This is a genomic window from Arenimonas fontis (assembly GCF_008386465.1).
GTDB lineage: Bacteria > Pseudomonadota > Gammaproteobacteria > Xanthomonadales > Xanthomonadaceae > Arenimonas > Arenimonas fontis.
Genome location: NZ_VUOD01000004.1, coordinates 218497 through 245358, shown reverse-complemented (window position 1 = coordinate 245358; position 26862 = coordinate 218497). Strand labels below are relative to the sequence as shown.

Sequence of the window (26862 nt, the reverse complement as noted above, 5' to 3'; positions counted from 1 at the left end):
GCGGGCTTTCCCGGGCTTCGAAACCGGCCGGCGTTCGCCGGCCGGGACAAGACCATCAGAAGTTGAGCGTCAGGCTCACATAGGCTGCGCGCGGCGAGCCCGGCGAGAGGTTGTTGTCGTTGTGCGCGGAAACGAAATAGCGCTTGTCGAACAGGTTCTCGACGTTGAGCTGAACTTCGACGCGCTCGGACGGGGTGTAGTACAGGGCCGCGTCGTAGCGGGTGAAACTCTTCAGCGTGACCGCGTTGTTGGTCTGGGCGAAGAACTCGCCGCGGTATATCACGCCAAGGCCAACGCCCCAGGTCGTGTTGAAGTCGTAGCGGTTCCAGAGCGAGGCCGTTTCCTCAGGAAGGTTGGCCGGGCGATTGCCGCGGTCGGCGCCGGTCAGGATCTCGCCGTCCTGCCAGGCGTAGGCGCCCATCACCCGCCAGGCCTCGGTGATGTTGCCGGCCAGACCAATCTCCACGCCCTTGATGCGCTCGCCGTCCACCAGGATGGAGCGGGTCGGGTCGGCCGGGTCGGGAGCGATCACGTTGCTGCGTTCGAGCCGATACAGGGCGGCGGTCAGCGAAAGGTCGGGCCTGATGTCCCACTTGGCGCCGATCTCGCGGTTTTCGTACTCCTCCGGGTCGAAGGCAGCGTTGGACGGGGTCAGCGAGCTCATCTGTTCGCCCGAGCGGGGCAGGTAGGTGAGGCCGTAACTCGCGTACAGCGAAACCTGTTCATCCGGCTTGTATATCAGGCCGGCGCGCGGCGACCAGAGATTGTCCTCGGTGGTGATGTTGGTGCCGTTGCGGCGGTTGTGGAAATCCACCTCGAAACGGTCGTAACGCAGGCCGAGCACCGCCTGCCACTGCGGCGAGAACTCGATCTGGTCTTGCAGGTAGGCCGCGGCGACGTTCGCCACGACCCGGTTGTCGGCGTCGGTGGCGCTCTGGAAGAAGGTGACCGGACCGCTGTAGCGCGGGTTCGACAGCGGCACGCAGAACGAGGAGGTGGTGACCGCGCCGTAACAGGTGTTGCCGGGGAAGAGTCCGGTCAGGCGGCGGTTGTCGCTCTCCTGGCGACCGAACTCTAGCCCGGCCAGCAGGCGGTGCTCGACCGCGCCGGTGGCGAAGTCGAACAACAGGTCGGTCTGGTTGAGCAGGTTCTCGCGCTTGGTGGCGCTGTTGTAGGCGCTGATCGCGACCTCGAATTCGCCGGTCGTCGAGTTGAAGCGTGCCGGGCCGCCCGGATAGACGTTCTGGTAGAACTTGTCGTAATCGGCCCAGCGGGTGCGGTTGCGCAGCAGCGCGCCGTCACCGAAGCCGTGCTCGATCAGCAGGTTGAAGGCGTTGACCTCGAAGTCGGCCATGCTGTTGTCCGGGTCGCCGAAAAACACCGAGCGGCCGACCTCGACCGGCAGGCGCCGGCCGCCGAACGGATCGGCGTAGGAGGGCAGACCGCGATCGGTGGTGCGCTCGTCCTGGAAGTGCTCGACGTCGGCGTGGATCACCGTGTTCTCGCCGATCCGGAAGGCCAGGGAAGGATTGACGCCCCAGCGTTCGAGCCCGAATGCGTCGCGGAAGCTTTCGCTGTCCTCATAAAGGGCGGTGACACGGAAGGCGACATTGTCATTCACGCCCTCGCCGACGTCGGCGGTCAGGCGGCGACGGTTCCACGAGCCCAGCTGGAGCGTGACTTCGGAGTCGGCCTCCCAATCGGCCTGCTTGGTCACCCGGTTGATGACGCCGCCGGTACCGCCGCGGCCGAAGATCATCGCGTTCGGACCCTTCAGCACCTCCACCCGTTCGACGTTGTACAGGTCGCGAAAGTACTGCACGTCGTCGCGCATGCCGTTGACGAACAGGTCGGCGGTGGAGGTATTGCCGCGCAACACAGGAGCGTCGCGGTGGCCTTCGCCCTGGGCCATGCCGGCACCGGGCACGTACTGCACGACATCGGCCAGGCCGCGCATCGCGGTATCGTCGATCAGGTCGCCGGTGACCACCGTGATGGATTGCGGCACGTCGAGCAATGGCGTGTCGGTGCGGGTCGCGCTGCTGATGTTGCGCTCGACGTAGTGGTATTCGGCCTTGCCGACCACTTCGACCGCCGGGAGGTACTCGGTGCCGTCGGCGGCCTCGACCCTTTCGGCATCGGCGGCGGCGCGCTGAGCGGCGGCGGGCGTCTCGGACTGGTCGACGGCGGTGTCCGCATGCGCGGGCAGGGCCGCCAGGCAGGTGGCGATGGCCACGGCAAGCGGCGCCGCGGCGAGGAATGGGGCAGTACGGTCCATGGGAATCCAGGGAAGTGGGTTGGGAGATGGCGCGGGCTGCCGCGCCGGCCCACATATTATTTGAGAACGGTTATCAAGTGCAAACGATAGCCTTTCGCGTCTGCCTGATCGGCCAAGGAAGGCCTGTCCGGCCGCGCCGTTGGCAGGGCCCGGGGGCTATCTCAGGAGGAAGGCCGGTCCCGACCGCCGGCGCGGTCGCCGGATGAAGCGGAAGGGCCAATGCCGGATCCGGACGACCTTCCCATGAGGTAATGGCCCGTCGCCAGCGCCAGGATCAGCGCGGCGATGCCCAGCACGGTGGCGCCTTCCAGGTGGACAAGATCCACCGTCAGCAGCTTGCGGCCGATGGCCATGAGGCCGATGAGCAGGATGCTCCGGATCAGTATCAGGTGTTCCCTGACGTAGAAGTTCAGCGTGTTGATCAGCTCGGTCGCGATCAGGATGCTGAAGAACACCGGAAGCACTTCCCGCGTCTGTTCCTTGGTGATCAGCAGGCGCCCCTCCTCGCCCTCGGTGGAGATCACTGCCTTGCCGAACTGGTAGGCGAGCTCGACCATCTCCACCAGGATGTAGGCGACCAGGATGGCGGTCAGGAAGATGGAGACCAGCTTCTCCAGACGCTGTATCAGTGGGTTTTGCAAGGCACCCTCCCGGAGCCGGTTCCGACGGTGGACGCCGGACGGCGTGGTTCAATCCAGCGAGTTCTTGACGATGCGGCCGTCCTTGACGATGACGACGAAGTTGCGCGCCGGGTCCTCGATCAGGCCGATGTCGGCGACTGGATCACCGTCCACCAGAAGCAGGTCCGCCAGTGCGTCTTCCTCGATCACGCCCAGGCGGCCGCGATAGCTGGAGCGCTCTCCGGACAAGGCCAGCAGCCGACCGTTGTCGCCGGTGGCGATCCGCAGCACCTCGCCCGGCGTGTACCAGCGGGCAAGCTTGGCCAGCTGGGCGTTGTGCCGCGGCATGCCCTTGCGGTTGAACAGGATGTCAGTGCCGAACGCCACGTTGATGCCGTACTTCCTGGCCAGGGCGAAAGCACGGTCGGTGCCTTCCGACACCATCAGCTGCTTGCGCCGCGACTCGCCCTCCTTCGGGTTGGCATCCTCGTCGTCCAGGAACGGCTGCAGGCTCCACCAGGTACCGTTCCTGGCCATCAATCGTGCCGTGTCTTCGTCCACCAGCTGGCCGTGTTCGATGCATTTCACGCCGGCCTCGATAGCATTGCGCACCGCGCGCGAGGTGTAGGCGTGCACGGCGACGTAGGTGCCCCAGTTCTCCGCGGCCTCCACAGCGGCGCGGAGTTCCTCGACGGTGTACTGGCTGACGTCCAGCGGGTCGTACAGCGAGCTCACGCCGCCGCCGGCCATCAACTTGATCTGGCTGGCGCCGAGCATCAGTTGCTCGCGGGCGCGCGTGCGGACGGCATCCGGTCCGTCGGCAATCATGGCGGCGCCCATCCGCTCGAAGTGACTGAGCTCGCCGGCGGCGCGCGGCACCTCGTGTGGCAGGCGGAAGTCGCCGTGTCCGCCCGTCTGCGAGATCATCGCGCCGGAGGGGAAGATGCGCGGCCCCGGAACCAGCCCGGTGTCGATGGCGCGCTTTAGCCCGAACGATGGCCCGCCCATGTCCCGCACGCTGGTGAATCCCTGCATCAGGGTTTGCTCCGCGACGTCGGCCGCCAGCAGGTTCAGGTAACCGACATCGGCGGTCATCGCCGTCATCAGGTCGGGCGCGATCAGCATCGAATGCCAATGGGCGTCGATCAGGCCAGGCATCAGCGTGCGGCCGCCGCCTTCGATGACGCGGGCGTTCAGGCTTGGGTCCGGCGTCAGCGGCTGGCGGGAGATCGTCCGGATGCGGTTCCCGACCACCAGCACATGGGAGGGCGGCGACAGCGTGGTCGCCTTGCCGTCGAAGATCCTGACGTTCCGGAACAGGATTGCCCTGTCGACCGTATCCGTTTGGAAGGCTTGCCCTGAGGACGGGACGGTCGCCAGCGCCAGGCCGGCGAGTACGACCAGCCGCAAGCACGGAAGAAGAACGCTCATATCGCCCCCTATGGCACCCCGGTGCCGGCTGGCGTTGCGGTCGATGTTCCCCGGTTCGCCGACGAAATTAGCCCGGGGTCGCTGCGGTTGCAAGCACACGGCGCTCGTATAGGATGCCCATGCGGCGCCGGCGATCCGTGCATGGGTCGGGAACCGGGGTTGCCTGGATCCATCCGTCCGAGGGAGCCCAGACCGTGAAGAATCCGATCCGGTTGTTGCCGTGGGCGCTGCTTGCGGCGTCCGCGTCGCCGCAGGCCCGCGAACCGATCGCCCCTGTGGACCGGGCCTACGTCTCGCTGGGCGTCTACAGGTCGGCCAACGGCCTGTCAGGACGTTGGGATGCGGCCGATGGCACGGTCGGGACACGCTTCGATTTCCAGGGCGACCTCGGTTTTGACGAAAGGGAACGTGCGCTGTACTGGAACGCCGGGGGCAGCTTCGGCGAGGGACGTCGGCACAAGCTCGAGGTGTTCGGCTACGACTACGACGACACCAGCGCGCGCAGGATAGACCGTAGCCTGCGCATCCGCGATGACGCGTATCCCGTGGACGCAAGCCTTGCCGGCGCACTGGACATCGGCGTCATCGGCGCTTCATACACCTGGTTCTTCCGCCGGGGCGAACGCCACGCGCTGGGTCTGGGCCTGGGTGCAGTCAATTACGACCTTACGGTGAGCCTGGCGGCCGACTACGAGGTGAACGGGCAGCCCCGATCGAGCTTCCAGCGATTCCGCGAGCAGGCGTGGGCGCCCATGCTTCACGGCGAGTACGTGCGGTCGCTGTCGCCGAACTGGCGCTGGGGCCTGGCCGCATCGTATGTGAAGAAGCCGGGAGGGGAGATCGCCGGCGAGGCGATCGACGCGCAGGCCAGGCTGGAATGGTTTCCCTGGGGCCATGCGGGTTTTTCGCTGCGTTACAACTACAACGACGTGAGACTGGATTTCAGGCGCTCCCGTTACGACGGCGACGTCGACCTGGAAACCCGCGGTCTGCAACTGGCGATGATGTTGCGGTTCTGAGCGCGTGCGGCTGGCCGAGAGGGACCTGGCCGGCGGCATCGGCGCCGTCCGGGGCGGCTTCCGGCGCAACCGCTGTCCGGCTGCGGTTCCGCTGAGGCAAAATGGCCGTCCGCGGCCGCCCGGCATCGGCCGGCCGGGCGCCGCAGGCATGAGGCCTCCGGCATGCGGACCCGGCAGTCGGGGTCGGAAACCCCGAGCAATCAATCGCGTAGAGTGGCCCATGCTGCTGATGATCGATAACTACGACTCCTTTACCTACAACCTCGTGCAGTACTTCGGCGAGCTGGGGGAGGAGGTGCGGGTAGTGCGCAACGACGAGCTGGACGTGGCCGGCATCGCCGCGCTCCGGCCCTCGCGCATCGTCATCTCGCCCGGGCCCTGCACCCCCAACGAGGCGGGAGTGTCGCTGGCGGTGCTGCGCGAACTGGCTGGCACCGTCCCCATTCTGGGCGTTTGCCTGGGCCATCAGGCCATTGGCCAGGCCTTCGGCGGCAGGGTGGTGCGGGCGCGGACCATCATGCACGGCAAGACCTCGCCGATCCGGCACCGCGGTCTGGGCGTGTTCGCCGGTCTGGCGGATCCGTTCGAGGCCACCCGCTACCACTCCCTGGTGGTCGAACGCGAATCGCTGCCGGACTGCCTGGAGATCACCGCCTGGACCGAGCGCCCGGACGGGTCCATGGACGAAATCATGGGCCTGCGCCACCGCGAGTTGCCGGTAGAAGGCGTGCAGTTCCACCCCGAATCCATCCTGACCCGGCATGGCCACGACCTGTTGCGCAACTTCCTGGCGCAGGGACGCGTGGCCGCGCCCGCCGAGGCCTGAGCATGCCGATCAGTCCGAAGGACGCGCTGCAGCGCGTGATCGAACACCGCGAGATCTTCCACGACGAGATGGTCGAGCTGATGCGTCAGGTCATGCGCGGCGAGGTGTCGCCGGTGATGACAGCCGCCCTGCTGGCCGGCCTGCGGGTGAAAAAGGAAACCGTCGGCGAGATCGCCGGCGCGGCGCGGGTGATGCGCGAATTCTCCGCCAGGGTGGAAGTGCCGGATGCGCACAACTTCGTGGACATCGTCGGCACCGGCGGCGACGGCGCCAACACCTTCAACATCTCCACCGCCAGCATGTTCGTGGTGGCGGCGGCCGGAGCCAAGGTGGCCAAGCACGGCAACCGCAGCGTGTCCTCCAAATCCGGCAGCGCCGACGCGCTGGAGGCGCTGGGCGCAGCCATCGAGCTGCAGCCGGCGCAGGTGGCTGCCTGCATCGCCGAGACCGGCATCGGCTTCATGTACGCGCCGATCCACCACCCGGCGATGAAAAACGTCGCCGGCGTGCGTCGCGAGCTCGGCGTGCGCACCCTGTTCAACATCCTTGGCCCGCTGACCAATCCGGCCGGCGCGCCGAACATCCTGATGGGGGTGTTCCATCCCGACCTGGTCGGCATCCAGGTGCGGGTGCTGCAGCGGCTGGGCGCGCGCCGGGCCCTGGTGGTCTGGGGCCGCGACGGCATGGATGAAATCTCGCTGGGCGCCGCCACCCTGGTCGGCGAGCTGCGCGGCGACGAAGTCGTCGAATACGAGATTCATCCCGAGGATTTTGGTATTCCCATGGCCGCCTCGCGCAACCTGCGGGTCGAGAACGCCGAGCAGTCGGTGGCCATGGTGCTGGAGGCGCTGGACGACAAGGACGGCCTGGCCCGCGAGATCGTCGCCCTCAACGCCGGCGCCGCCCTGTACGCGGCCGGGGTGGCGGTGTCCATCGCCGACGGCATCGAGCGAGCGCGCCGGGCCATGGCCAGCGGCGAGGCACGTCGTTGCCTGGATCGTTTCGTGGCGGTTACCCGTCGCCTTGCGGGGAAGTGAGCAATGTCAGGTTCGGGTTTCGCGTCCACGCCCAGGCCGCCGTATTACGCGGTCATCTTCAGCAACCAGCGCCAGGGGCCGGACGACGGCTACGGTGAGACGGCGCAGCGCATGGTCGAACTGGCCGCCACCATGCCGGGTTTCCTGGGCGTGGAATCGGTGCGTGGCGAAGACGGCTTCGGCATCACCGTCAGCTACTGGGAAAGCGAGGAAGCGATCGCCGCCTGGCGCCGGCACGGCGAACATGCCGCCGCCCGCGTCCGGGGCCGCGAGGCCTGGTATGCCCATTTCGAACTGCGCGTGGCCCGGGTCGAACGCGCCTACGGTGGTCCAGCCAGGGCGGGCGCGGAATGAGCGACATCCTGCAGGCCATCCTGCGCCGCAAGGCGGAGGAAGTTCGCGAGCGCTCGGCGGCGCTGCCGCTGGCCGAGCTTGCCGCCCGCTGCCGCGACCTGCCGCCCACCCGCGGCTTCGCCCAGGCGCTGCGCCGGCGCATCGCCGCCGGCCAGGCGGCGGTGATCGCCGAGGTGAAGAAGGCCAGCCCAAGCAAGGGCGTGATCCGGCCGGATTTCGATCCGGCGGCGATCGCCGTCAGCTACGAGCGCGGCGGTGCCGCCTGCCTGTCGGTGCTCACCGACATGGATTTCTTCCAGGGCAGCGACGACTGCCTGCGCCAGGCCCGTGCCGCCTGTACCCTGCCGGTGCTGCGCAAGGACTTCACCGTCCACCCGTACCAGGTCTGGGAGGCGCGCCTGATCGGCGCCGATGCCATCCTGCTGATCGTCGCCGCCCTGGACGACGAGGCCCTGGCGCGCCTGTCGCACCTGGCCATGGACCTGGGCATGGACGTGCTGGTCGAGGTGCACGACCTGGACGAGCTGGAGCGCGCCCTGCAGCTCGGCACGCCCCTGGTGGGGGTGAACAACCGCGACCTGCGCAGTTTCCGGGTCTCGCTGCAGACCACCCTGGACCTGCTGCCGGCCCTGCCGCCCGACCGCCTGCCGGTGACCGAAAGCGGCATCGCCACGGCCGAGGACGTCGCCCTGATGCGGCGCCACGGCGTGCACGCCTTCCTGGTCGGCGAAACCTTCATGCGCGCCCCCGATCCCGGCGCCGAACTGGCCCGCCTGTTCGGTTGAGGCCATGGCCAGCGCGCCCGGCACCGTCCTGTTCGATTTCGACGGCACCCTGGTGCGGGGTGATACCGCAGCGGCCTGGCTGCGCGAGCTGCTGGCGACCGACCCGCTGCGCCGGCTGATCGCCGGCCTGAGTTTTCCGCTGCTGTCGCCGGCCTTCGCCTGGTGGCGCAGCGCCTGGCTGCCGGCCGGCTTCTACACCTGGCTGGCCACGGTCGGCCGCACCGAGCAGGCGCTGGCCGAGGCCCGTGAGGACTTTCTGCGCCAGTGCGCCCACCGCCGCGGGCAACTGCTGATCGCGCCGGCGGTGGCGCGCCTGCATGCCCACCTGGCGGCGGGCGAGCGGGTGGTGATCGTCACCGGCTCCGAGCAGAGGCTGGCGCGCGACCTGTGGCGGGCCCTGGGCCAGCCCGAGGTCGAGGTGGTCGGTTCGCGGGTGCGGCCGGCGCTGGGCGGCTACGTCGGCGTCGAGCACACGGTCGGCCCGCGCAAGCTGGAGGCTCTGGCCCGGGCCGGGATCCGGCCGCCCTTCGCGGCGGTGTACAGCGACAGCGCCCGCGACCTGCCGCTGCTGTGCGAAACCGCCAGGCCGGTTCTGGTCGGGCCGGACCGGCGCAGCCTGACCCGGGTCGAACGGCGCCTGCGTGGCGGCTTCGAGGTGCTGGCCTGGCGGCCGGTTCAGCGGGTGCCGTAGACCACGATGGTCTTGCCGCGGGCGTGCAGCACGCCCTGTTCCTGCAGTTGCTTGAGCACGCGACCGGCCATTTCGCGGCTGCAACCGACGATCCTGGCCAGTTCCTGGCGCGAGACCCGGATCTGCGTGCCCTGCGGATGCGAGAGGGCGTCCGGTTCCTGGCAGAGGTCCTGCAGCGTGCGCTGGATGCGCCCGGTCACGTCCATGAAGGCCAGGCGGCTGGCCTTGCGGCTGGTGTCCAGCAGGCGCTTGGACAGCTGCAGGCCGATGGCGTACAGGATGCGCGGGCATTCGGCGGCCAGCGGGCCGGCGAACAGCTGATGCAGGCGGTCGTAGTTGATCTCGGCCAGCTCGCAGGGGGTGCGGGTGCGCACCACTACCGCGCGCTCGTCGGCGGAAAAGAACAGGCCCATCTCGCCGATGAACTCGCCGGCGTTGATGTAGCTGAGCACCAGCTCGCGGCCGTCCGGTTCCTCGCTGATGACGCTGAGCGAACCGCTGATCACGTAATAGAGCGAGCTGGCCGGGGCCCCCGGACGGAACACGTCGTTGCGGCTGGGATAGCGCCGGCGGTGGCAGTGGTCGAGAAACCGGCCCAGCGCGGCGGCATCGGGCGCCAGCGGGCTGTTGACGGGCTTGAGCGGGGACATCGCCATCGGAGGGACTCCTGATTGGGGCGGTGGCCGGGCAGGGCCCGGGGCATGCGCGCCGTTCAGCTTAGGCCGTGACGCAGGTCGCGGCAATGCCGGAGACCCGAGGTTTCCCCGGGGGGGCGATTGCCGGATAATGCGCCCCCTTCCGATCCACCCCTCCCGCGAGGACGCCACCGTGGTCAAGCCGCTCCCGCGCCTGAGGCTCCAGGGGTTCAACAACCTCACCAAGGCCCTCAGCTTCAACATCTACGACGTCTGCTACGCGGTCAGCGAGGAGCAGCGCCAGCGCTACATCGAGTACATCGACGAGGCCTACAACGCCGAGCGCCTGACCCAGATCCTGACCGAGGTGGCCAGGATCATCGGCGCCAACATCCTGAACGTGGCCCGCCAGGACTACGACCCGCAGGGCGCGTCGGTGACCATCCTCATTTCCGAGGAACCGGTGATCGACAAGAAGGCTGCCGGCAGGGAGTTGATCTCTGATGCCGTGGTGGCGCACCTGGACAAGTCGCACATCACCGTACACACCTATCCGGAAACCCATCCGCACAACGGCATCGCCACCTTCCGCGCCGACATCGACGTGGCCACCTGCGGGGTGATCTCGCCGCTGAAGGCCCTGAACTACCTGATCGAAAGCTTCGAGTCCGACATCGTGGTGATGGACTACCGCGTGCGCGGCTTCACCCGCGACGTGAAGGGCAAGAAGCACTACATAGACCACAAGATCAACTCGATCCAGGATTTCCTGTCCAAGCCGATCAAGAACAAGTACGAGATGATCGACGTCAACGTGTACCAGGAGAACCTGTTCCACACGAAGATGCATCTCAAGGAGTTCGACCTGGACACCTACCTGTTCGAGGAGAAGGCCAAGAACCTCGGCTTCAAGGACCGCATGCGGATCGAGCAGCAGCTCAGGCGCGAGATCGAGGAGCTGTTCCACGGCCGCAACCTGGTCGACTGAGGCGCGAGACGGAACGGCCCGCGCCGGGCGACCGGCGGACGATACCGACGGCGGTCCGGGACGGCAGTCCCGGGCCGTTTTCTTTTCATCCAACCGGGAGGGCGGCACATGGCATGGGTCTGGCTGCTGGCGGCGGGTCTGCTGGAAATCGTCTGGGCTTGGGGCCTGAAGGCCTCGGAGGGTTTCACCCGGCCCTGGCCGATCGTGGTGACGGTGCTGGGCACCATCGCCAGCTTCTGGTGCCTGGCGCTGGCCCTGCGGGAGATCCCGCTGGGCACCGGTTACGCCGTCTGGGTGGGCATCGGCGCGCTGGGCACGGCCTTGCTGGGCATCATGCTTTACGGCGAGCCGGCCGCGTGGCCACGCCTGCTGTGCATCGCTCTGATCGTGGCCGGCGTGGTCGGCCTGAAGTTCGTGGGCTGAAGCCGGTACGGCCTCAGACCCGGTAGGCGACCGCCTTCATCACCTTCGAGGCGAAGGCCATCAGCGACGGGATCGGCGGCGGCAGGACGCGGGCGCCGGCGGCCTGGGCCTTGTCGGCGTGGCGGACCTCGTCGTCCTTCATCACCTGCAGGATGGCCCGGCTGCGCCGGTCGCCGGGCGGCAGGGTGTCCAGGTGTTCTTCCAGATGGGCCTCGACCTGGCGCTCGGTCTCGACCACGAAACCCAGGTTCCAGCCGTCGCCGCGCAGGCCGGCGGCGGCGCCGATGGCCCAGCTGCCGGCGTACCACAGCGGGTTGAGCAGACTGGGCCGGCTGTCCAGCTCGTGCAGGCGGTCGGCGCACCAGGCCAGGTGGTCGGTTTCCTCTTGGGCGGCCTGCAGCAACTGGCTGCGGGTGGCGGGGTCGCGGGCCACCGCGGCCTGGCCCAGGTACAGGGCCTGGGCGCAGACCTCGCCGGTATGGTTGACGCGCATCAGCCCGGCGGCATGGCGGCGGGCCGGCTCGTCCAGCGGGGCCTCGGGCAGGGTTCCGGCCGGGTTCGGCCGCTCCGCATGGGCCGTGCCCAGGCTGGTGTCCAGCGCGTGCTGGGCCTCGATCAACAGGCGGTCGAACAGGGAGTAGTGGCGGACAGCGTTCATGCCAGGTGCTCGGCCAGGAATTCGACGGGGTGGCGGACGGGGATTGTAGTGCCGCCGGCCAGGTGCAGGCGGCAGCCGATGTTGGCCGAGAGCAGTTCGCCGGCGCCGCTGCCGGCCAGGGACTCCAGCAGGGCTTGCCGCAGGGCGGCGGCGCGGGTCGGTTCGGAAAGCTGATGCAGGCCGGCGGCGCCGCAGCAGCCGGTATCGGGCAGTTCCACCAGGTCCAGTCCCGGGACCCGGGCCAACAGCCGGCGCAGGCTGCCGTCGGTGCGCAGCACGTTGCGCTGGCTGCAGGGGACGTGCAGGGCCACGCGGCGTGCGCCGGCGTTGCGGAAACGCAGGCGGTCGGCCCGCGCCTCCAGCGCCGCCACGGCGTCCTCGACCCGGGTGTCCGGGCCCAGGCTGCGGGCCAGGGCATCCTGGCAGCCGCTGGCCAGGCACAGCACCCGTGTCCGACCGGCAAAGGCCCGGCGGTTGGCGATGTCCAGGCGGTCGGCGCCAGCGGGATCGCCGGCATGGCGGGCGGCGGTGCCGCAGCAGCCCTGGCCGGCCGGCGTGTCCAGGGCCATGCCGGCGGCGGCGCAGAGCCGGACCAGGGCGGCCCTGGCCGGAGCCTCCCAGGGGCCGGCGACGCAACCGACGAACAGGGCCGGCCGGTCGTCGTCGGCAGGGGCGGCGGGTGGCGCGCCCGCCACGGCGCCAGGGGCGGGTGCGGGGAACCCTGGGTTCGGCTGCCTTCCGCCAGCCCGCTGGCCGGGCGGAGGTGGCAGGCCGGCCGGACGCCAGGCCCGGGGCCAGACCGGCCCCAGCCAGCGGTAGAGGCTGGCCAGCCCGACCAGCCAGCGTGGCCGGGCCATCAGGGCCAGTACCAGGCGTTCGCGCCACGGGCGCCTGCGCCGCCGGGCCTGGACGGCCCGGGCGCCGGTCAGCAGGTCGCCGTAGGAGACCCCGGCCGGGCAGACCGCTTCGCAGCGGCGACAGCCCAGGCAGTGGTCCAGATGCCGGTCGCCGAGGGCGCCGGGTTCGAGCCGGCCTTCGGCCACGGCCTTGACATAGGCGATGCGTCCGCGCGGCGATTCCGCCTCGCTGCGGTCCAGCCGGTAGGTGGGGCAGTGCGGCAGGCACAGGCCGCATTGCACGCAGCGATCGGCCAGGGCGGCCAGGACGGCCCGCTCTCCGGCGGGGCCGTCGGGCTCGGCACGGGGCGCCGGTGCGGGCGTGGCGGGCATGGCGGCATGGTATCACGCGGCGGTCGGCGGACTTGCGTGGATCGGGCCCGGCCGCTATCATTCCGCGTCTTTCCACCCCGATTCCCTTTGGAGCCGTCATGAAGTCCATGACCGTCAGCGCCAAGCCGGAGACCGTCAAGCGCGACTGGTATGTGGTCGATGCCACCGGCAAGACCCTGGGTCGCCTGTGCTCGGAGCTCGCGCGCCGGCTGCGCGGCAAGCACAAGCCCGAGTTCACCCCGCACGTGGACACCGGCGATTACCTCGTCGTGATCAACGCCGAGAAGATCGCCGTCACCGGCACCAAGCTTCAGGACAAGAAGTATCACCGGTTCACCGGCTACGTCGGCAACCTGAAGACCGAGACCCTGGCCCAGGCCCTCGAGTCGCACCCGGAGCGCGTCATCGAGATCGGCGTCAAGGGCATGCTGCCCAAGAACCCGCTCGGCCGCGCCATGTTCAAGAAGCTCAAGGTGTACAAGGGCTCCGAGCATCCGCACAGCGCCCAGCAGCCGAAGGCGCTGGACATCCAAGGCTAAGGTAGGCATTCATGGCTCTGCAGCAGAACTACGGCACCGGCCGTCGCAAGTCGTCCACCGCGCGGGTGTTCCTGCGTCCGGGTTCGGGCAACATCGAAATCAACGGCCGTTCGATCGAGGACTTCTTTGGTCGCGAGACCTCGCGCATGATCGTGCGTCAGCCGCTCGAGGTCACCCAGACCGCGGAAAAGTTCGACGTCAAGATCACCGTCGAGGGTGGTGGCATCACCGGCCAGGCCGGCGCCATCCGTCTGGGCCTGGCCCGCGCCCTGGTCGAGTACGACGAGAGCCTCAAGCCGGAACTGCGCAAGGCGGGCCTGATGACCCGTGACGCCCGCGAGGTCGAGCGCAAGAAGGTCGGCTTGCACAAGGCCCGCCGCGCCACCCAGTACTCCAAGCGCTGATCCGTTTGCGCTAGACTCCCGGCGCTTTCCCGAATTGGGGGATCGTCTAATGGTAGGACTGCAGACTCTGACTCTGCCTATCTAGGTTCGAATCCTAGTCCCCCAGCCAAAAAGGAAGGGCCCCCAAACGGGGGCCCTTCCTTTTTGGCCGGGGCGGGCAAGTCGGCCCAAGCCCTACCGCCAACCTGAACGGGGCGATAGACTCGGTGCAGCTTTCGCCGGATCACGCGCCATGCCCGTACCCGTCACCGAACTGGCCCGCCTGTTCCCGCTGGACTCCTTGCGGCAGGAAACCCGCGACCACCTCGCCCGCGAGGCGGTGGTGTCGGAGTATCAGCGCCACGAGAACGTCTTCGAGGCCGGCGATCTCGACGAGGACACCATCTACCTGCTCGACGGCGAACTGCGCTGCGATTATCCGGACGGCCGCAGCGTCGCCCACGTCGCCAACGCCCCGCACGGCCGTTACCCGCTCAACGATGCCGTGCCGCGCCGCTTCACCGCCAAGGCGGTGTCGGCGCGCGCCAAGGTGATGCGGGTCGATCGCCGCTACCTGGAGAAGGTGATCACCTGGGACCAGCTCAGCCGCGATGACAACTACCGGCATTTCGCTCCGGGACCGGGTGGCAACGACTGGGTGTTCCGCCTGCTGCGCAGCCAGGCCTTCGCCCGCCTGCCGACCGGCAACATCGAAAAGATGTTCCAGCTGTTCGAGCCGGTGACGGTCAAGCCCAGCGAGGTGGTGATGCGCGAGGGCGACCCGGCCGACTATTTCTACGTCGTTCGTTCCGGCACCGCCTCGGTGTCCAAGTATCTGGACGGCGCTCCGCAGGTGGTGGCCTACCTGCGCGAGGGCGATACCTTCGGCGAGGACGCCCTGCTGTCGAACCTGCCGCGCAACGCCACGGTGCGGATGATGCAGGGCGGCCAGCTGATGCGCTTGTCGCGCGATGCCTTCGAAGCGGTGCTGAAGCCGCCGATGCTTTCCTGGGTGCTGCCCGCCGACGCCGCGCGCCAGGTGCAGGCAGGCGCGGTCCTGCTCGACGTGCGCATGCCGGAGGAGCATGCGCAAAGGGCCATCGACGGCTCGATCAACATCCCGCTGTACCGGCTGCGCGAGGACATCGGCAATGCGGTCGCGCCGGGTGCCAGGCTGGTGGTCTATTGCAACACCGGCGAACGATCGGCGGCAGCGGCCTTCGTGCTCAAGCGCATGGGCTACGAGGTCAGCGCCCTGCACGGTGGCCTGGGCGCCATGCTGCGCATGATGGCCGGCCGCAGCCCGACGGCCGCCTGACACCGCCGCGCCGGCTGCCTCCACCGCCTGCCGGGAGGTCCGGCTCAGCGGGCCCGGCGGATCGGCCGCAGCGTGTCGCCGATGATCACCTCGTCGGCGGGCCTGGCCGCGAACAGGCCCACGGTCACCACGCCGGGAATCTGGTTCAGGCGCGACTCCAGCGCCACAGGATCGGCAATCCGCCAGCCATGCACGTCGAGGATCCAGTTGCCGTTGTCGGTGACCAGGCCCTCGCGCCAGATCGGTTGACCGCCGAGGTCGGCGATGGTCCTGGCGACCAGACTGCGCGCCATCGGGATCACCTCGATCGGCAACGGGAACTCGCCCAGCACCTCGACCTGCTTGGCCTCGTCGATGATGCAGACGAAGCGCTCGCTGGCCTGGGCGATGATCTTCTCGCGCGTGAGGGCGCCGCCGCCGCCCTTGATCAGCCGGTTCCAGGGGTCGCACTCGTCGGCGCCGTCCACGTACAGCTTCAGCGGCCCGACCGCGTTGAGGTCGAAGACCGGAATGCCGACCTGCTCGAGTTGGTGGGTGCTGCGCTCGGAGCTGGACACGGCGCCTTCGATGCGGCCCTTGATCCGGCCCAGGGCCTCGATGAAATAGGCCACCGTCGAGCCGGTGCCGACGCCGACGACGGTGCCGTCCTCGACGAACTCCAGGGCTTTTTCCGCGGCCAGCTTCTTCTGTTGTTCACGCGACATCGGGGGCTCCGGGGGGCGGGTCATTCGAGGGAAAGGATGTGCCGGAACTGCGCCTTCGACACCGGCAGCACCGACAGGCGGTTGCCGCGCCGGAGCAGGGCGAAATCGCCCAGGGCATCGGCCCGGGCCTTCAGTTCCTCCAGGGTGACCACCCGCCTGAACCGGCGCACGAAGCGCACGTCCACCAGCCACCAGCGCGGCTCCTCCGGCTTGCTGCCGGGGTCGTGGTAATCGGACTGGCGGTCGAACTGGGTGGGATCGGGATAGGGTTCGGAAGCGACTTCGGCCAGGCCGGCGACGCCAGGCTGGGCGCAGTTGGAGTGGTAGAACAGCACCGGGTCGCCGATCCTCATCTCCTTGAGCATGAAGTTGCGCGCCTGGTAGTTGCGCACGCCGGTCCAGGGTTCGGTGCCGACCCGTTCCAGGTCGTCGATCGAGAACTCCTCGGGTTCGGACTTCATCAGCCAGTGTTTCATGCCGGCCATTATCGCCCGAAGCGGCGGAAGCCGCGCTGGGTGCAGACGGCATCCAGCGGCACGTCCCAGGGCTCCGCTTCCAGTGGTTCCTCCAGTGCCTGCCAGTCGTAGCCCACGCCGATCAGCAGGGGCGGCGCGGACCGTTCCAGGCGGAAGGCGAAGGCCCGGTCGTAGTAGCCGGCGCCCATGCCCAGCCGGTATCCGGCAGGATCGAAGGCCAGCAGGGGTACCAGGACCCAGGCCAGGTCCGCCGCCGCCAGGGTCGAGGCCGGTTCCAGCACGGGTTCCGGTATGCCGAAACGGTTGGGGCGAAGCGGGTCGCCGGGCCGCCAGGGAGCGAAGCGCAGGCCGCCGTCGTCCTGCACCGTCGGCAGGCACCAGACCTGGCCCGGGGGCAGGCGCAGCTGCACGGCATGCAGGGGCAGCTCGCCGCCGATCGCCCAGTAGCCACCGACATGTCCGGGCTGCCGCAGCTCGGGCCGTTCGCCCAGATGCCGGGCGACCTCGGCGGCGGCTTCGAGCCGCTCGCCCGGGCCCAGGGCGGCGCGACGCCGGCGGAAGGCCTGGCGGAGCTGCCGGCGCGCCGCGCTCAAGAAGAGGCCCTCCACCATGCCGATGCGCGCGAAACGACCTTGATCCCGAGGATCAAGTGGGTACCCGCGGCCGGCGCTTCAGGCTTTCCGCACGGGACGGACATGCACACCGCGCCGGTCATGGATTCCCGTGTCGTGTGTATGGGACAAGGCGAATGTTAGGCACGCTGTCGCACACGGCAGAGGACGGGCGCGATTATAGACCCGGCAGCGGAAGCCGGCGTTAAGACGCATCGTTCAGCGGGCGCTGTCGAACAGGCCGTCCAGCTTGCGGTTGAGCTCGCCCAGGGTCTCGGCCAAGGCGGCATCGCGCTGCTCCAGCTTCGCCTTCAGTTGCAGGAACTCGTGCGCCAGGTCCAGGGCGGCCAGCACTGCCACCTGGTCCAGGGCAGCCATGCGGTTGCCGCCGCGGATCTCGCGCATGCGGGCGTCCACCAGGTGGGCGGCGGCCATCAGGCCATCGCGTTCGCCCGGGGCGACGCCGACGGTGAATTCGCGCTCGAGGATGCGGATGTTGACCGGCTCGCTCACGCGTTGTGCTCCAGCGATTTCAGCCGGGCGATCATCGCCTCGACCCGGGATCGCGCCTGTTCGTTCTTGTTCAGCAACTGCGCGCGCTCGGCCACCAGCTGCTCCTGGGCCTGGCGCAGGCTGCGGTTCTCCTCGGCCAGGCGCCGGTACTGCTCGGCCAGGCGCTCGAAGCGCTCGGACAAGGCCTTGAGCTGGGCGATGGGGTCGGTGGGGCTCATCGCGGCCATCTTGGGCGGGTCGGGGCGGGGAATCAATACGGGGCCGGGATGGCCGCCACCGTGCCGGGCTGCCAGCTGCGGATGAAGGCCAGGCAGCGGTGGGCGTCCAGCGGCGGCGACAGCCAGAAACCCTGGATCTCGTCGCAGCCCTGTTCGCGCAGGTAGCTTAGCTGCTGCTCGCTCTCCACGCCCTCGGCGATCACGTTCAGGCCCAGCGAGTGGCCCATGGTGATGACCGTGGCGGTGATTGCCTCGTCGTCGGGGTCGCGGGTCAGGTCGCCGATGAATTCCTTGTCGATCTTCAGCGTGTCGATCGGCAGCCGCTTGAGGTACACCAGCGAGGAATAGCCGGTTCCGAAGTCGTCGATGGCCAGGGTTACGCCGAGCTTGCGCAGCTCGTTCAGCACCGAGGTGTGCTGCTCGGCGTTCTGCATCACCATGGATTCGGTCACTTCCAGCTCGATGCGGTTTGCCGGCACGCCCAGGTCCTCGATCATCCGGGCCAGCTTCTCCGGCAGGTTGCCGCGGACCAGCTGCAGCACCGAGACGTTGACGCCGATGGAGACGTCGGTCAGCCCGTGCGCGCGCCAGCGTTTCAGGGTCTGCAGGGCCTCGGACAGCACCCAGTCGCCGATCTGCAGGATCAGGCCGGATTCTTCCGCCAGCGGCACGAACACGCTGGGGTGGATCTCGCCCAGCTCGGCGCTGTGCCAGCGCAGCAGGGACTCCGCGCCGGTGATGCGGCCATCGGCCAGGGCCATGCGCGGCTGGTAGACCAAGCGGAATTCGCCCCGGTCCATGGCCTTGCGCAGCGAGGCCAGGATGGTGGCGCGCCGGCGCGATTCCGCGTCCATGGTCTCGTTGTATATCTGATAGGTATTCCGGCCCTCGGCCTTGGCCTGGTACATGGCCGTGTCGGCGAACTTCAGCAGATCGGTCGGCACCAGGCCGTGATCGGGGTAGAGGCTGATGCCCAGCGAGGGCGTGATGGAGACGTCGTGCCGCTCGTCCACCTCCAGCGGCATGGAGAAAGCGGTCAGGATCTCCCGCGCCATGCGCTCGACCGCCGGAATGGACTCCACGTCCTCCAGCACCACCGTGAATTCGTCGCCGCCCAGTCGCGCCACCGTGTCGGAGGCGCCGACCGTGGCCTGCAGGCGGGTGGCCGCGGCCTTGAGCAGGCGGTCGCCGGCAGCGTGGCCGAGCGAATCGTTGATGTCCTTGAACCGGTCCAGGTCCAGGAACAGCACCGCCACCCGGGTCTCCTGCCGGCGCGCCCGCACGATCGCCCGGCCCAGGCGTTCGCTTAGCAGGGCGCGGTTGGGCAGGCCGGTCAGGGTGTCGTAATTGGCCAGGTAGCGCAGTTCCTGCTCGGCGCGCTTCTTGTCGGTGATGTCGTTGACCACGGCGACGAAATGGCTGCGCTGGCCGAGCGCGTCGCGCACCTCGCTCATCTCGATCCAGCCGAGGAACTCCTCGCCGTCCTTGCGCTTCTGCCACATCTCGCCGGCCCAATGGCCGGTTCGCTCGAGCACGTCGCGCACCCGCCGGTAGAACTCGGCGCTGTGCTGGCTGGAATCGAGCAGGCGGCTGTTCTGGCCGATCACCTCGTCCTCGCTGTAGCCGGTGATGCGCGAGAAGGCCGGGTTGACCGAAATGAAACGGAAGTCGAGGTCGATCACCGCCACCGCCTCGCTCATGCTGCGCAATACCTCGATGGCGACCCGGCGTTCACGCTCGGCCCGGCGGATGGCGGTGATGTCGCGGGCGGTGCCGGCCATGCGCAGCGGGCTGCCGTCGGCATCGCGCTCGACCACCTTGCCGCGGCTGCGCACCCAGATCCACTCGCCGCGGGCATTGCGGACCCGATGCTCGGATTCGAACACGTCGGTATGGCCGACGATGTGTTCCTGCAGCAGCTTCTGCACCCGCGGCAGATCCTCGGGGTGGATGGTGTGGGTACGCCAATCGTCGGTACTGATTTCCTCGTGGCTACCCTGGCCGAGCAGTTGGCTGGCGCCGAGCCGGTACAGGCGGTTGTCGCGGATGTCCCAGTCCCAGAACTCGTCGCCCGAGCCCCAGAGCGCCAGGTTCAGCCGTTCCTCGCGCTGGCGGATCTCGGCCAGCAGGGACCGCTCCTGATGGCGGCGGTGGTTCCATACCCGCCACAGCAGCCAGCACAGCAGCACGGCGACCGTCGCCAGGGCCAGCTGCACCACCGTTCCGGCGCTGAGTCCCGACAGGGGGCTCGCCGCCGCCGGCATGCACGCCCCGCCCAGCACCGCAGCCGCGCACCCGCGCACGCACCAGGTCTTGTCGCGCCGAAGCGTCATCGGGTTCGGGGTTCCCCAGCAGATGCAGTCCTGCTAACCGGGGCAGTGTAGGTGGGCACCTGCGGCGCCACAAGCACGCCGGCGGGGGTTGCTAGAATGGGCGCCTGCCCCCTGGCCTGACGCCATGTCCGATCACGTTTCCCTGCCGCCGCTTGCCGATCTCGCCGCCGAGCTGCGGGAGCTGGATTCCGGCCTCGGCCCGTCCGAGTTGCACGGTTCCCTATGCGGCTGGCTGTCCGGCGGCGGCGCGCCCGATCGCGAGCGCTGGCTGGCGGCCCTGATGTCCGAACCGGGGGCGCCGAGCCCGGCGCCGGACAGCGCCCTGGGACGGCTGTTCGGCGCCAGCGTCGCCCAGCTGGATTCACCGGATTTCGGTTTCGAGCTGCTGCTGCCGGCCGAGGACCAGCCGGTCAGCGCCCGCGGCGACGGCCTGCTGGCCTGGTGCCGCGGCTTCCTGGGCGGCTTCGGCCTGGCCGCCGGGGCCGAACCGCCCTTGTCGGAAGAGTCGCGCGAGGCCTTGGCCGACCTGGCCCGCATCGCCGCCAGCGAGCTGACCTACGAAGAACCCGAGGCCGACGAGGAGGCGCTGGCCGAAGTCGCCGAATTCGTGCGGGTGGCGGTCATGCTGCTGCACAGCGACTGCGTCCTGGGCCCGAGGCACCGGCGTCGCCTGAACTGACACCGCCATGGTCAAAGCCGCCGAGTACGCCCGCCGCCGCCGACAACTGATGCGGATGGCCGACGAGGACGCCATCCTGATCCTGCCGGCCGCGCCCGAGCGCATCCGCAGCCACGACACGCATTACCCCTATCGGCAGGACAGCGATTTCTGGTACCTCAGCGGCTTCCCGGAACCAGAGGCCGTGCTGGTGCTGGTGCCTGGGCGCACGCATGGCGAGTCCCTGCTGTTTTGCCGTGAACGTGACCCGGAGCGCGAGGCCTGGGACGGCCCTCGGGCCGGTCCCGAGGGCGCGGTCGAGCGTTACGGCGTGGACGATGCCTACCCGATCACCGACCTCGACGACATCCTGCCCGGCCTGCTCGAGGGCAGGACCCGGGTGTATTACCACTTCGGCCGTGACACCGAGTTCGATCTCAAGCTGATCGGCTGGGTAAACCGGGTGCGGGCCCAGGCGCGCCAGGGCGCGCAGCCGCCGCACGAGTTCCTCGAGCTCGGCCATCTGCTGCACGAGCTGCGCCTGTTCAAGAGCCCGGCCGAGCTGAAACTGATGCGCAAGGCCGCCGCCATCGCCGCCGAGGCCCAGCTGGCGGCCATGCGCGCTACCCGGCCGGGCATCCGGGAGTGGGAGGTGGAGGCGGTCCTGCAGTACACCTGGCGCCGACACGGCGCGGTGGCTGCCTACGAACCCATCGTCGGCGCCGGCGCCAATGCCTGCGTGCTTCACTACCGCGCCAACGACGGCCTGCTGCATGACGGCGACCTGCTGCTGTGCGATGCCGGCGCCGAGTACGGCAACTACGCCTCGGACATCACCCGCACCTGGCCGATCAACGGCCGTTTCGGTCGCGAGCAGCGCGCCCTCTACGAGCTGGTCCTCGCGGCGCAGGCGGCGGCGATGCAGCAGGCGCGCCCGGGCAGGCCCTGGATCGCCGGCCACGAGGCGGCGGTGGAAGTGTTGACCGAGGGCCTGCTGTCGCTGGGCCTGCTCAAGGGCAGCCTGAAAAAGGCCCTGGCCAGCGGCGCCTACAAGAGGTTCTACATGCACAAGACCGGCCACTGGATCGGCCTGGACGTGCATGACGTCGGCGAATACCGCCTGGCCGGCGACTACCGCATGCTCGAGCCGGGCATGGTCTTCACCATCGAGCCCGGCCTGTACATCGCCCCGGGCACGAAAGGCGTGCCGGCGAAGTGGCAGGGCATCGGCATCCGCATCGAGGACGACGTCGCCATCACCCGCGACGGCCACGAAGTCCTCACCGACGGCGTGCCCAGGGATCCGGACGCCGTCGAGGCCGTGCTGGCGGACCGTTGAGGGGTTTTCATCCGGGTGATTCCGCGGTCAAAACCCCTACATGTCGTGCTTGTTCAGCTCCAGACCTTGCGCCTGGTAGTGCTTCCAGCGTTCGCGCAGGGGGCCGCGGGCGGCGGGGTCGGCAGGCACGACCTCCAGAACCCGCTCGAAGCCGCCGGGCACCGGTTCGTCGCGCAGGTTGAGGACCAGCGGCCGCATCGGCGGCGACTGGTCGGGCGGGGCGATCAGCACCTCGACGTCGGCCTCATCCTCGTCCAGGCCTGCGATCTGGTGCGGCAGGTATTCGTCCGGATCGAAGGACCACATCAGGTCGTCCAGGGCCTCGGCCTGTTCGCGCGAGGCCGCCAGCACCAGCAGCGGCTGGCCGGCGTTCACGGCCTTGCGGGCCAGTTCGCAGACCAGCAGCAGCGGCTGCTCGCGGAAGCGCGGCTTACCGATCAGGTAGAAGTCGGCGCGCGGCATCGCCGGATCAGCCGGCCCGGTCGATCAGCCATTGCGCCAGCAGTCCCACCGGCCGGCCGGTGGCCAGACCCTTGCGGCCCTCGCCGTTGGACACGCCGGCGATGTCCAGGTGCGCCCAGCGCTGCCCTTCGGTGAAGCGCGACAGGAAACAGCCGGCGGTGATGGTGCCGGCTGCCTTGCCGCCGATGTTGTAGACGTCGGCGAAAGCCGATTCCAGCTGGGTCTGGTAGTCGTCCCACAGCGGCAGGCGCCAGGCCCGGTCGTGCACGGTCTCGCCGGCGGCCAGCAGTTCGGCGGCCAGGTCGTCGTGCTTGCTCATCAGGCCGGCGGCGAACTTGCCCAGGGCGATGATGCAGGCGCCGGTCAGCGTGGCCACGTCGACGATCGCCTGCGGTTCGTAGCGCTGAACGTAGGTCAGCGCGTCGCACAGGATCAGCCGGCCTTCGGCATCGGTATTGCCCACCTCGATGGTCTTGCCGGACATCGAGGTCAGCACGTCGCTGGGCCGGTAGGCGTCGGCATCCGGCATGTTTTCCACCGCCGGCACCACCATCACCAGGTTGATCGGCAGCCGCATGCGCACGGCGGCCAGGAAGGCGCCGAACACGCTGGCGGCGCCGCACATGTCGAACTTCATTTCCTCGATGCCGCCCTGGACCTTGAGGTTGATGCCGCCGGTGTCGAAGGTGATGCCCTTGCCGACCAGGGCATAGGGCCTGGCGTCGCCGCCGCCGTCGTAGCGCAGCACCACCAGCCGCGGCGGGTTGGCCGAGCCGCGTGCCACCGCCAGCAGCGCGCCCATGCCCAGCTTCTCCATGTCCGCGCGTTCGAGGATCTCCACCTGCACACCTTCGTGCTCTTCCGCGATGCGCCGGGCGGCGTCGGCCAGATAGCCGGGATTGCAGATGTTCGGCGGCAGGTTGCCCAGCTCGCGGGCCAGCTCGACGCCGGCCGCGATGGCGATGCCGCGCTCGAGCTCCCTGGCCGACCCTGCGTTGCCGACGAGTTCGACCGACTTCAGGCCGGTATCGCCGTTCCGGCCACGGGTGGCGGTGTAGGCGTAGGCCGCGTGGTCGGCGGCGACGACGGCTTGGCGCAGGGCCCAGCCGGCATCGCGGCCGGGCACCTCGATATCGTTCAGGGTCAGCAGGGCGCGCCGGCTGGGGCCGGTCCTGAGTGCGCGTACGGCATCGCCGACCGCCTTGAGATAGGCCGGCACGCCGAACTTGCCGCGTTCTCCCAGGCCCACCACCAGCACACGCGGCGCCTCGATGCCGGGCAGGTCGGGCAGCAGCGCGGTCTGTCCGGTCTTGCCCGACAGGTCGCCGCGCGCGGCCAGGGCGGCGAGGCGGCCGCCGCTGGCGGCGTCCACCGCCTGGCCCGAGGGCGACAGGCCGCCGTCGGCATAGAGGCCGATGACGACGCAATCGGTATCGACGCTGGCGGGTTCGGCGGGGTTCAGGCGAAATTCGAGGGCCATGGGAGGGATTCCGTACAATCCGTGTCGAGTTCGGGTCCGGTGCCGCCATGGGTGGGCGGCCGGTCAGGCCCGGGATTCTAGCAAGCCCCCCGATACCGAGGCCCGACGAAGCGCATGCGGCTGATCGAGCGATACCTGGCGCGCGAGTTCGCCGCGAGCGTGGCGGCCGTGGCGATCGTGCTGCTGCTGGTCGGCCTGGGCGGCCTGCTGGTGGACCTGATGAGCGAGATCGCCCGCGGCAAGGTTCCTGCCGGCCTGCTGCTCTCGCAGTTGGGCCTGCGCTCCATCCAGGTGTTGCCGGTGCTGCTGCCGCTGGCCCTGTTCATCGGCTTGCTGCTGTGTATAGGCCGGATGTACGGCGAGAGCGAGATGTCGGTGCTGGCGGCCGTCGGCCTGGGCCCGCAGGCCTTGTGGCGACCGCTGGCCATGGTGGTGTTGCCGGTGGCGGCGATCATCGCGGCCAGCGCCCTGTGGGCGGCGCCGCTGGGCGCCAGGATCGCCCGCGACATGGTGGACACCGCCAACCGGTCCTTCCTGGTGGCCGGGCTGGAAGCCGGTCGCTTCCGCGAGTTGCCCGGGCGCAGCGGCATCATCTACGTCGGCGAGCTCAGCACGGACGGGACGAAGTTCCGCCGGCTGTTCGTGCAGGCGGAGCGGGACGGCCGGGTGGACGTGATCACCGCCGCCGACGGCGAAATGCGCTTCGAGGGCGAGGTCGAGCGTTACCTGCTGCTGCGTGACGGCTTTCGGGTCGAGGGGGCGCCGGGCGCGCTGGATTTCCGCATGATGCGTTTCGCCGAAAACGAGATGCGGGTGCCGGACCGCGAGGTCGAAGCCGAGGCGGAGGCGCTGGAGGCGCGTCCGACCGGCGAGTTGCTGCGGCTGGAGGACGCGCCGTCCCGGGCCGAGCTGCACTGGCGCCTGGCCACGCCGCTGCTGGCGCTGGCGCTTGGCCTGCTGGCGATGCCGCTGGGGCGCGGTTCGCCGCGCCAGGCGCGTCATGGCCGGGTACTGGCCGCCATCCTGATCTACGTCAACGCCATGGCGCTGCTGGTGCTGGGCAAGGGCTGGCTGGCCGATGGCAGCATCGCCGCCGGCCTCGGGCTGTGGTGGGTGCTGGTGCCGCTGCTGTCGCTGTCGCTGTGGTGGTTCCTGCGCGACGGCCGCCTGCGTCGTCCGGGGCGGGCGCCGTGATTCCCCTGCCACGTCCCCGCCGCGTGGACGCCTATCTGGCGCGCACCGTGATGGTGTCGGCGCTGGCGGCCTGGGGCGTGCTGCTGGGCTTCGACGTGATCACCGCCCTGGTCAATGAACTCGACGAGCTCGGCCAGGGCGAATACAGCCTCGGCCACGCCCTGGCCTACGTCGCCTGGACGGTGCCGCGCCGGGCCTACGAGTTGTTTCCGATCGCCGCGCTGATCGGCAGCGTGTTGGGCCTCGGCGCGCTTGCCGGTCGCTCCGAGCTGACCGCCATGCGCGCGCTCGGCCTGTCGCGGCTGCGGATCGGCCTGGGCGGGTTGGCGTTGCTGTCGGTACTGACCGCGGCGATGGTGGTCAATGCCGAAACCCTGGCGCCGATGGCCGAACAGAACGCCTCCGACATCGTCTCGGATGCCAAGACAGGCGACGTGGCCCTGGCCCGGGTTTCCGGCCTGTGGGCGCGGGAGGGCAATGTCTTCATCAACGCCCGCGACGGCGTCAGCCGCGAGCACCAGGGCCGGATCCGGACCGAGTTGCGTGGCGTGCGCCTGTACGAGTTCGACGATGAGGGCCGTCTGCTGTCGCTTGCCGAGGCACGCCAGGCGGAACACGACGGCGAGCACTGGCGCCTGCGCGACGTCGTCCGCATCCGCTTCGGCGAGCGGGCGGCCGCTCGCGAGGAGGCGGCGGAGGAACGCTGGGAGAGCCGGCTCGATGGCCAGACCCTGGCGACGGCCACCAGGCGGCCGCGCTACCTGAGTTCGGCCGAGCTTCGGCGGCAGATCGCCTACCTCGAGCGCAACGGCCTGGATGCCAGGGCGTTCGAGAACGTCTACTGGGGCCGCTGGTTCTATCCGCTGAACGTGGCGGTGCTGTGCATTTCGACGCTGCCCTTTGCCTTCGGCTCGCTGCGTTCGGGCGGCTTCGGCAAGCGGCTGTTCATCGCCATCGTCATCGGTATCGCCTACCTGCTGGCGCAGCGGCTGGCGGTCAGCCTCTCGGACGTCTACCGCTTCGATGCCCGTCTGGCCTACCTGCTGCCCCCGGCCGCGCTGATGGCCCTGAGCTGGGGCATCTTCGGCCGTCGCGAATAGATTCCCGACGCGGATTCGCACGGACGCCGGCCGGCGACGTGCCCGGGGACAGGCGCCGGGGATGCGGGCTTGCCCGGTCCGGGTACGCCCGCGGCAAAGGGCTCAGCGCTCCAGGCGGACCAGGACGGTGCGGCTGGCGAGGTCGTGCCAGGCGCGGCGGTCGCTGTCCACCAGGCACCAGAGGAAGCCCAGGCCGGCGGCGGCCAGGGAGAGCGTGGCCACGAGGTAACGCAGCGCCAGGGCAGGGGTGCCGGCCGGGCGGCCGTCGGCGGCGACCACCTTCAGACGCCAGGGCCGCATGCCCAGCGTCTGACCGCCGCGCCGCCAGGACAGGACGGCATAAGCGCCGCTTATCGCCCACAGGAACGCGAGTTCGGCCCAGGCGGCCGGGCTGTCCGGCAGTACCGGTGCACCGCCGCGCAGCAGCAGCACCAGGCCGCTGCCGGCGAACCACAGGGCCAGGACCGGGAAAAAGTCGTACAGAAGGGCAACCAGCCGCCAGCCCAGATGGGCCGGCCGCGCTGGCGGAATGGTGGAGTCGGACATCGCGCAAGCATAGC

Annotated in this window: 30 protein-coding genes, 1 tRNA gene and 1 other RNA gene; 16 read left to right on the top strand and 16 right to left on the bottom strand. The window is 69.4% G+C overall.

Annotation, left to right across the window (positions count from 1 at the left end; translation table 11 throughout):
• Positions 1–55: 55 nt before the first annotated feature.
• From F0415_RS07165 to F0415_RS07155, 3 genes are all read right to left on the bottom strand, one after another.
• Complete coding sequence (locus F0415_RS07165) at positions 56–2278, bottom strand: TonB-dependent receptor (RefSeq protein ID WP_149860513.1); 2223 nt, start codon at positions 2276–2278, stop codon at positions 56–58.
• A 161-nt stretch (positions 2279–2439) separates the two neighbouring features.
• Complete coding sequence (locus F0415_RS07160) at positions 2440–2919, bottom strand: phosphate-starvation-inducible PsiE family protein (RefSeq protein ID WP_149860512.1); 480 nt, start codon at positions 2917–2919, stop codon at positions 2440–2442.
• A gap of 48 nt (positions 2920–2967) precedes the next feature.
• Positions 2968–4329 carry a metal-dependent hydrolase family protein gene (locus F0415_RS07155; protein WP_149860511.1) on the bottom strand — a complete coding sequence of 454 codons (1362 nt, stop codon included), beginning with the start codon at positions 4327–4329 and terminating at the stop codon, positions 2968–2970.
• Positions 4330–4523: 194 nt separating this feature from the next.
• On the opposite strand from F0415_RS07155, the gene F0415_RS07150 reads away from it, so the two are divergent.
• The 6 genes from F0415_RS07150 (at position 4524) to F0415_RS07125 (ending at position 9041) form a co-directional block, all read left to right on the top strand.
• The gene (locus F0415_RS07150) at positions 4524–5348 is read left to right on the top strand and encodes a hypothetical protein (RefSeq protein WP_149860510.1); all 825 of its coding nucleotides are present in this window, start codon (positions 4524–4526) and stop codon (positions 5346–5348) included.
• Between the two features lie 220 nt (positions 5349–5568).
• Positions 5569–6174, top strand: coding sequence for an anthranilate synthase component II (locus F0415_RS07145; protein WP_149860509.1), 606 nt, complete (start codon positions 5569–5571; stop codon positions 6172–6174).
• Between the two features lie 2 nt (positions 6175–6176).
• Complete coding sequence (gene trpD / locus F0415_RS07140; RefSeq protein ID WP_149860508.1) at positions 6177–7211, top strand: anthranilate phosphoribosyltransferase; 1035 nt, start codon at positions 6177–6179, stop codon at positions 7209–7211.
• Between the two features lie 3 nt (positions 7212–7214).
• Entirely contained in the window at positions 7215–7565 is a 351-nt protein-coding gene (locus F0415_RS07135) for an antibiotic biosynthesis monooxygenase family protein (protein WP_149860507.1), read from the top strand.
• Positions 7562–8350, top strand: a complete 789-nt coding sequence (gene trpC, locus F0415_RS07130; RefSeq protein WP_149860506.1) for an indole-3-glycerol phosphate synthase TrpC — start codon at positions 7562–7564, stop codon at positions 8348–8350. The genes F0415_RS07135 and trpC overlap by 4 nt, the downstream gene beginning before the upstream one ends.
• Before the next feature lie 4 nt (positions 8351–8354).
• Positions 8355–9041 carry a haloacid dehalogenase-like hydrolase gene (locus F0415_RS07125; RefSeq protein WP_149860505.1) on the top strand — a complete coding sequence of 229 codons (687 nt, stop codon included), beginning with the start codon at positions 8355–8357 and terminating at the stop codon, positions 9039–9041.
• On the opposite strand, the gene crp is transcribed toward F0415_RS07125, so the two are convergent.
• Positions 9026–9691 (bottom strand): cAMP-activated global transcriptional regulator CRP, encoded by a 666-nt coding sequence (gene crp, locus F0415_RS07120; RefSeq protein WP_149860624.1) that lies wholly within the window; start codon positions 9689–9691, stop codon positions 9026–9028. The genes F0415_RS07125 and crp overlap by 16 nt on opposite strands.
• 178 nt (positions 9692–9869) lie before the next feature.
• Here crp and speD point away from each other — a divergent pair, with 178 nt between their 5' ends.
• A complete protein-coding gene (speD, locus tag F0415_RS07115; protein ID WP_149860623.1) occupies positions 9870–10664 on the top strand; it encodes an adenosylmethionine decarboxylase in 795 nt (264 codons plus the stop codon).
• 108 nt (positions 10665–10772) lie between these two features.
• A complete protein-coding gene (locus tag F0415_RS07110; RefSeq protein ID WP_149860504.1) occupies positions 10773–11087 on the top strand; it encodes a DMT family transporter in 315 nt (104 codons plus the stop codon).
• A 13-nt stretch (positions 11088–11100) separates the two neighbouring features.
• On the opposite strand, the gene coq7 is transcribed toward F0415_RS07110, so the two are convergent.
• Both coq7 and F0415_RS07100 read right to left on the bottom strand, forming a co-directional pair.
• Positions 11101–11745, bottom strand: coding sequence for a 2-polyprenyl-3-methyl-6-methoxy-1,4-benzoquinone monooxygenase (gene coq7, locus F0415_RS07105; protein WP_149860503.1), 645 nt, complete (start codon positions 11743–11745; stop codon positions 11101–11103).
• Entirely contained in the window at positions 11742–12974 is a 1233-nt protein-coding gene (locus F0415_RS07100; protein WP_149860502.1) for a (Fe-S)-binding protein, read from the bottom strand. Before F0415_RS07100 ends, coq7 begins: the two co-directional genes overlap by 4 nt.
• Positions 12975–13081: 107 nt before the next feature.
• Between F0415_RS07100 and rplM the strand changes: the two genes are divergently transcribed.
• From rplM to F0415_RS07080, 4 genes are all read left to right on the top strand, one after another.
• Positions 13082–13513, top strand: coding sequence for a 50S ribosomal protein L13 (rplM, locus tag F0415_RS07095; protein WP_149860622.1), 432 nt, complete (start codon positions 13082–13084; stop codon positions 13511–13513).
• Between the two features lie 11 nt (positions 13514–13524).
• A complete protein-coding gene (gene rpsI / locus F0415_RS07090; RefSeq protein ID WP_149860501.1) occupies positions 13525–13917 on the top strand; it encodes a 30S ribosomal protein S9 in 393 nt (130 codons plus the stop codon).
• 35 nt (positions 13918–13952) lie between these two features.
• Positions 13953–14026, top strand: a tRNA-Gln gene (locus F0415_RS07085).
• A gap of 123 nt (positions 14027–14149) precedes the next feature.
• Positions 14150–15214 carry a cyclic nucleotide-binding domain-containing protein gene (locus F0415_RS07080; protein WP_149860500.1) on the top strand — a complete coding sequence of 355 codons (1065 nt, stop codon included), beginning with the start codon at positions 14150–14152 and terminating at the stop codon, positions 15212–15214.
• 44 nt (positions 15215–15258) lie between these two features.
• On the opposite strand, the gene rpiA is transcribed toward F0415_RS07080, so the two are convergent.
• The 7 genes from rpiA to F0415_RS07045 form a co-directional block, all read right to left on the bottom strand.
• A complete protein-coding gene (rpiA, locus tag F0415_RS07075) occupies positions 15259–15918 on the bottom strand; it encodes a ribose-5-phosphate isomerase RpiA (RefSeq protein ID WP_149860499.1) in 660 nt (219 codons plus the stop codon).
• Positions 15919–15938: 20 nt separating this feature from the next.
• Positions 15939–16406, bottom strand: a complete 468-nt coding sequence (locus tag F0415_RS07070; protein ID WP_149860621.1) for an EVE domain-containing protein — start codon at positions 16404–16406, stop codon at positions 15939–15941.
• Positions 16403–16987: a 5-formyltetrahydrofolate cyclo-ligase gene (locus F0415_RS07065; protein WP_246149909.1), complete on the bottom strand. Its 585-nt coding sequence runs from the start codon at positions 16985–16987 to the stop codon at positions 16403–16405. The genes F0415_RS07070 and F0415_RS07065 overlap by 4 nt, the downstream gene beginning before the upstream one ends.
• Positions 16988–16991: 4 nt before the next feature.
• A non-coding RNA gene (gene ssrS / locus F0415_RS07060) (6S RNA) lies at positions 16992–17176 on the bottom strand.
• 48 nt (positions 17177–17224) lie between these two features.
• Positions 17225–17518 carry a cell division protein ZapA gene (locus F0415_RS07055; protein ID WP_149860497.1) on the bottom strand — a complete coding sequence of 98 codons (294 nt, stop codon included), beginning with the start codon at positions 17516–17518 and terminating at the stop codon, positions 17225–17227.
• Positions 17515–17736, bottom strand: coding sequence for a TIGR02449 family protein (locus F0415_RS07050; protein WP_149860496.1), 222 nt, complete (start codon positions 17734–17736; stop codon positions 17515–17517). The genes F0415_RS07055 and F0415_RS07050 overlap by 4 nt, the downstream gene beginning before the upstream one ends.
• 32 nt (positions 17737–17768) lie before the next feature.
• Positions 17769–20069 carry a putative bifunctional diguanylate cyclase/phosphodiesterase gene (locus tag F0415_RS07045; protein WP_149860495.1) on the bottom strand — a complete coding sequence of 767 codons (2301 nt, stop codon included), beginning with the start codon at positions 20067–20069 and terminating at the stop codon, positions 17769–17771.
• A 124-nt stretch (positions 20070–20193) separates the two neighbouring features.
• Here F0415_RS07045 and F0415_RS07040 point away from each other — a divergent pair, with 124 nt between their 5' ends.
• Positions 20194–20748: a UPF0149 family protein gene (locus F0415_RS07040; protein WP_149860494.1), complete on the top strand. Its 555-nt coding sequence runs from the start codon at positions 20194–20196 to the stop codon at positions 20746–20748.
• Between the two features lie 7 nt (positions 20749–20755).
• Entirely contained in the window at positions 20756–22066 is a 1311-nt protein-coding gene (locus F0415_RS07035) for an aminopeptidase P N-terminal domain-containing protein (RefSeq protein WP_149860493.1), read from the top strand.
• A gap of 36 nt (positions 22067–22102) precedes the next feature.
• On the opposite strand, the gene F0415_RS07030 is transcribed toward F0415_RS07035, so the two are convergent.
• Together F0415_RS07030 and F0415_RS07025 are read right to left on the bottom strand one after the other, a co-directional pair.
• Positions 22103–22528, bottom strand: a complete 426-nt coding sequence (locus tag F0415_RS07030) for a DNA polymerase III subunit chi (protein ID WP_149860492.1) — start codon at positions 22526–22528, stop codon at positions 22103–22105.
• A 7-nt stretch (positions 22529–22535) separates the two neighbouring features.
• Complete coding sequence (locus F0415_RS07025) at positions 22536–24008, bottom strand: leucyl aminopeptidase (RefSeq protein WP_149860491.1); 1473 nt, start codon at positions 24006–24008, stop codon at positions 22536–22538.
• 114 nt (positions 24009–24122) lie between these two features.
• Here F0415_RS07025 and lptF point away from each other — a divergent pair, with 114 nt between their 5' ends.
• Both lptF and lptG read left to right on the top strand, forming a co-directional pair.
• Complete coding sequence (gene lptF, locus F0415_RS07020; RefSeq protein ID WP_149860490.1) at positions 24123–25202, top strand: LPS export ABC transporter permease LptF; 1080 nt, start codon at positions 24123–24125, stop codon at positions 25200–25202.
• Positions 25199–26302, top strand: a complete 1104-nt coding sequence (gene lptG / locus F0415_RS07015; RefSeq protein WP_246149908.1) for an LPS export ABC transporter permease LptG — start codon at positions 25199–25201, stop codon at positions 26300–26302. The genes lptF and lptG overlap by 4 nt, the downstream gene beginning before the upstream one ends.
• 102 nt (positions 26303–26404) lie before the next feature.
• On the opposite strand, the gene F0415_RS07010 is transcribed toward lptG, so the two are convergent.
• Positions 26405–26848 carry an RDD family protein gene (locus F0415_RS07010; RefSeq protein WP_149860489.1) on the bottom strand — a complete coding sequence of 148 codons (444 nt, stop codon included), beginning with the start codon at positions 26846–26848 and terminating at the stop codon, positions 26405–26407.
• Positions 26849–26862 lie beyond the last annotated feature (14 nt).

What these genes read in the sequence shown, in the direction of transcription:
- F0415_RS07125 (WP_149860505.1), top strand. Translation starts at nt 8,355, where the DNA reads ATGGCCAGCGCGCCCGGCACCGTCCTGTTCGATTTCGACGGCACCCTG.
- crp (WP_149860624.1), bottom strand. Translation starts at nt 9,691, where the DNA reads ATGTCCCCGCTCAAGCCCGTCAACAGCCCGCTGGCGCCCGATGCCGCC.
- F0415_RS07030 (WP_149860492.1), bottom strand. Translation starts at nt 22,528, where the DNA reads ATGCCGCGCGCCGACTTCTACCTGATCGGTAAGCCGCGCTTCCGCGAG.
- F0415_RS07010 (WP_149860489.1), bottom strand. Translation starts at nt 26,848, where the DNA reads ATGTCCGACTCCACCATTCCGCCAGCGCGGCCGGCCCATCTGGGCTGG.
- F0415_RS07155 (WP_149860511.1), bottom strand. Translation starts at nt 4,329, where the DNA reads ATGAGCGTTCTTCTTCCGTGCTTGCGGCTGGTCGTACTCGCCGGCCTG.
- rpiA (WP_149860499.1), bottom strand. Translation starts at nt 15,918, where the DNA reads ATGTCGCGTGAACAACAGAAGAAGCTGGCCGCGGAAAAAGCCCTGGAG.
- trpC (WP_149860506.1), top strand. Translation starts at nt 7,562, where the DNA reads ATGAGCGACATCCTGCAGGCCATCCTGCGCCGCAAGGCGGAGGAAGTT.
- F0415_RS07025 (WP_149860491.1), bottom strand. Translation starts at nt 24,008, where the DNA reads ATGGCCCTCGAATTTCGCCTGAACCCCGCCGAACCCGCCAGCGTCGAT.
- trpD (WP_149860508.1), top strand. Translation starts at nt 6,177, where the DNA reads ATGCCGATCAGTCCGAAGGACGCGCTGCAGCGCGTGATCGAACACCGC.
- F0415_RS07165 (WP_149860513.1), bottom strand. Translation starts at nt 2,278, where the DNA reads ATGGACCGTACTGCCCCATTCCTCGCCGCGGCGCCGCTTGCCGTGGCC.
- coq7 (WP_149860503.1), bottom strand. Translation starts at nt 11,745, where the DNA reads ATGAACGCTGTCCGCCACTACTCCCTGTTCGACCGCCTGTTGATCGAG.
- lptF (WP_149860490.1), top strand. Translation starts at nt 24,123, where the DNA reads ATGCGGCTGATCGAGCGATACCTGGCGCGCGAGTTCGCCGCGAGCGTG.
- rpsI (WP_149860501.1), top strand. Translation starts at nt 13,525, where the DNA reads ATGGCTCTGCAGCAGAACTACGGCACCGGCCGTCGCAAGTCGTCCACC.
- F0415_RS07135 (WP_149860507.1), top strand. Translation starts at nt 7,215, where the DNA reads ATGTCAGGTTCGGGTTTCGCGTCCACGCCCAGGCCGCCGTATTACGCG.
- F0415_RS07050 (WP_149860496.1), bottom strand. Translation starts at nt 17,736, where the DNA reads ATGAGCCCCACCGACCCCATCGCCCAGCTCAAGGCCTTGTCCGAGCGC.
- F0415_RS07040 (WP_149860494.1), top strand. Translation starts at nt 20,194, where the DNA reads ATGTCCGATCACGTTTCCCTGCCGCCGCTTGCCGATCTCGCCGCCGAG.
- F0415_RS07145 (WP_149860509.1), top strand. Translation starts at nt 5,569, where the DNA reads ATGCTGCTGATGATCGATAACTACGACTCCTTTACCTACAACCTCGTG.
- F0415_RS07045 (WP_149860495.1), bottom strand. Translation starts at nt 20,069, where the DNA reads ATGACGCTTCGGCGCGACAAGACCTGGTGCGTGCGCGGGTGCGCGGCT.
- F0415_RS07110 (WP_149860504.1), top strand. Translation starts at nt 10,773, where the DNA reads ATGGCATGGGTCTGGCTGCTGGCGGCGGGTCTGCTGGAAATCGTCTGG.
- F0415_RS07100 (WP_149860502.1), bottom strand. Translation starts at nt 12,974, where the DNA reads ATGCCCGCCACGCCCGCACCGGCGCCCCGTGCCGAGCCCGACGGCCCC.
- rplM (WP_149860622.1), top strand. Translation starts at nt 13,082, where the DNA reads ATGACCGTCAGCGCCAAGCCGGAGACCGTCAAGCGCGACTGGTATGTG.
- F0415_RS07080 (WP_149860500.1), top strand. Translation starts at nt 14,150, where the DNA reads ATGCCCGTACCCGTCACCGAACTGGCCCGCCTGTTCCCGCTGGACTCC.
- F0415_RS07035 (WP_149860493.1), top strand. Translation starts at nt 20,756, where the DNA reads ATGGTCAAAGCCGCCGAGTACGCCCGCCGCCGCCGACAACTGATGCGG.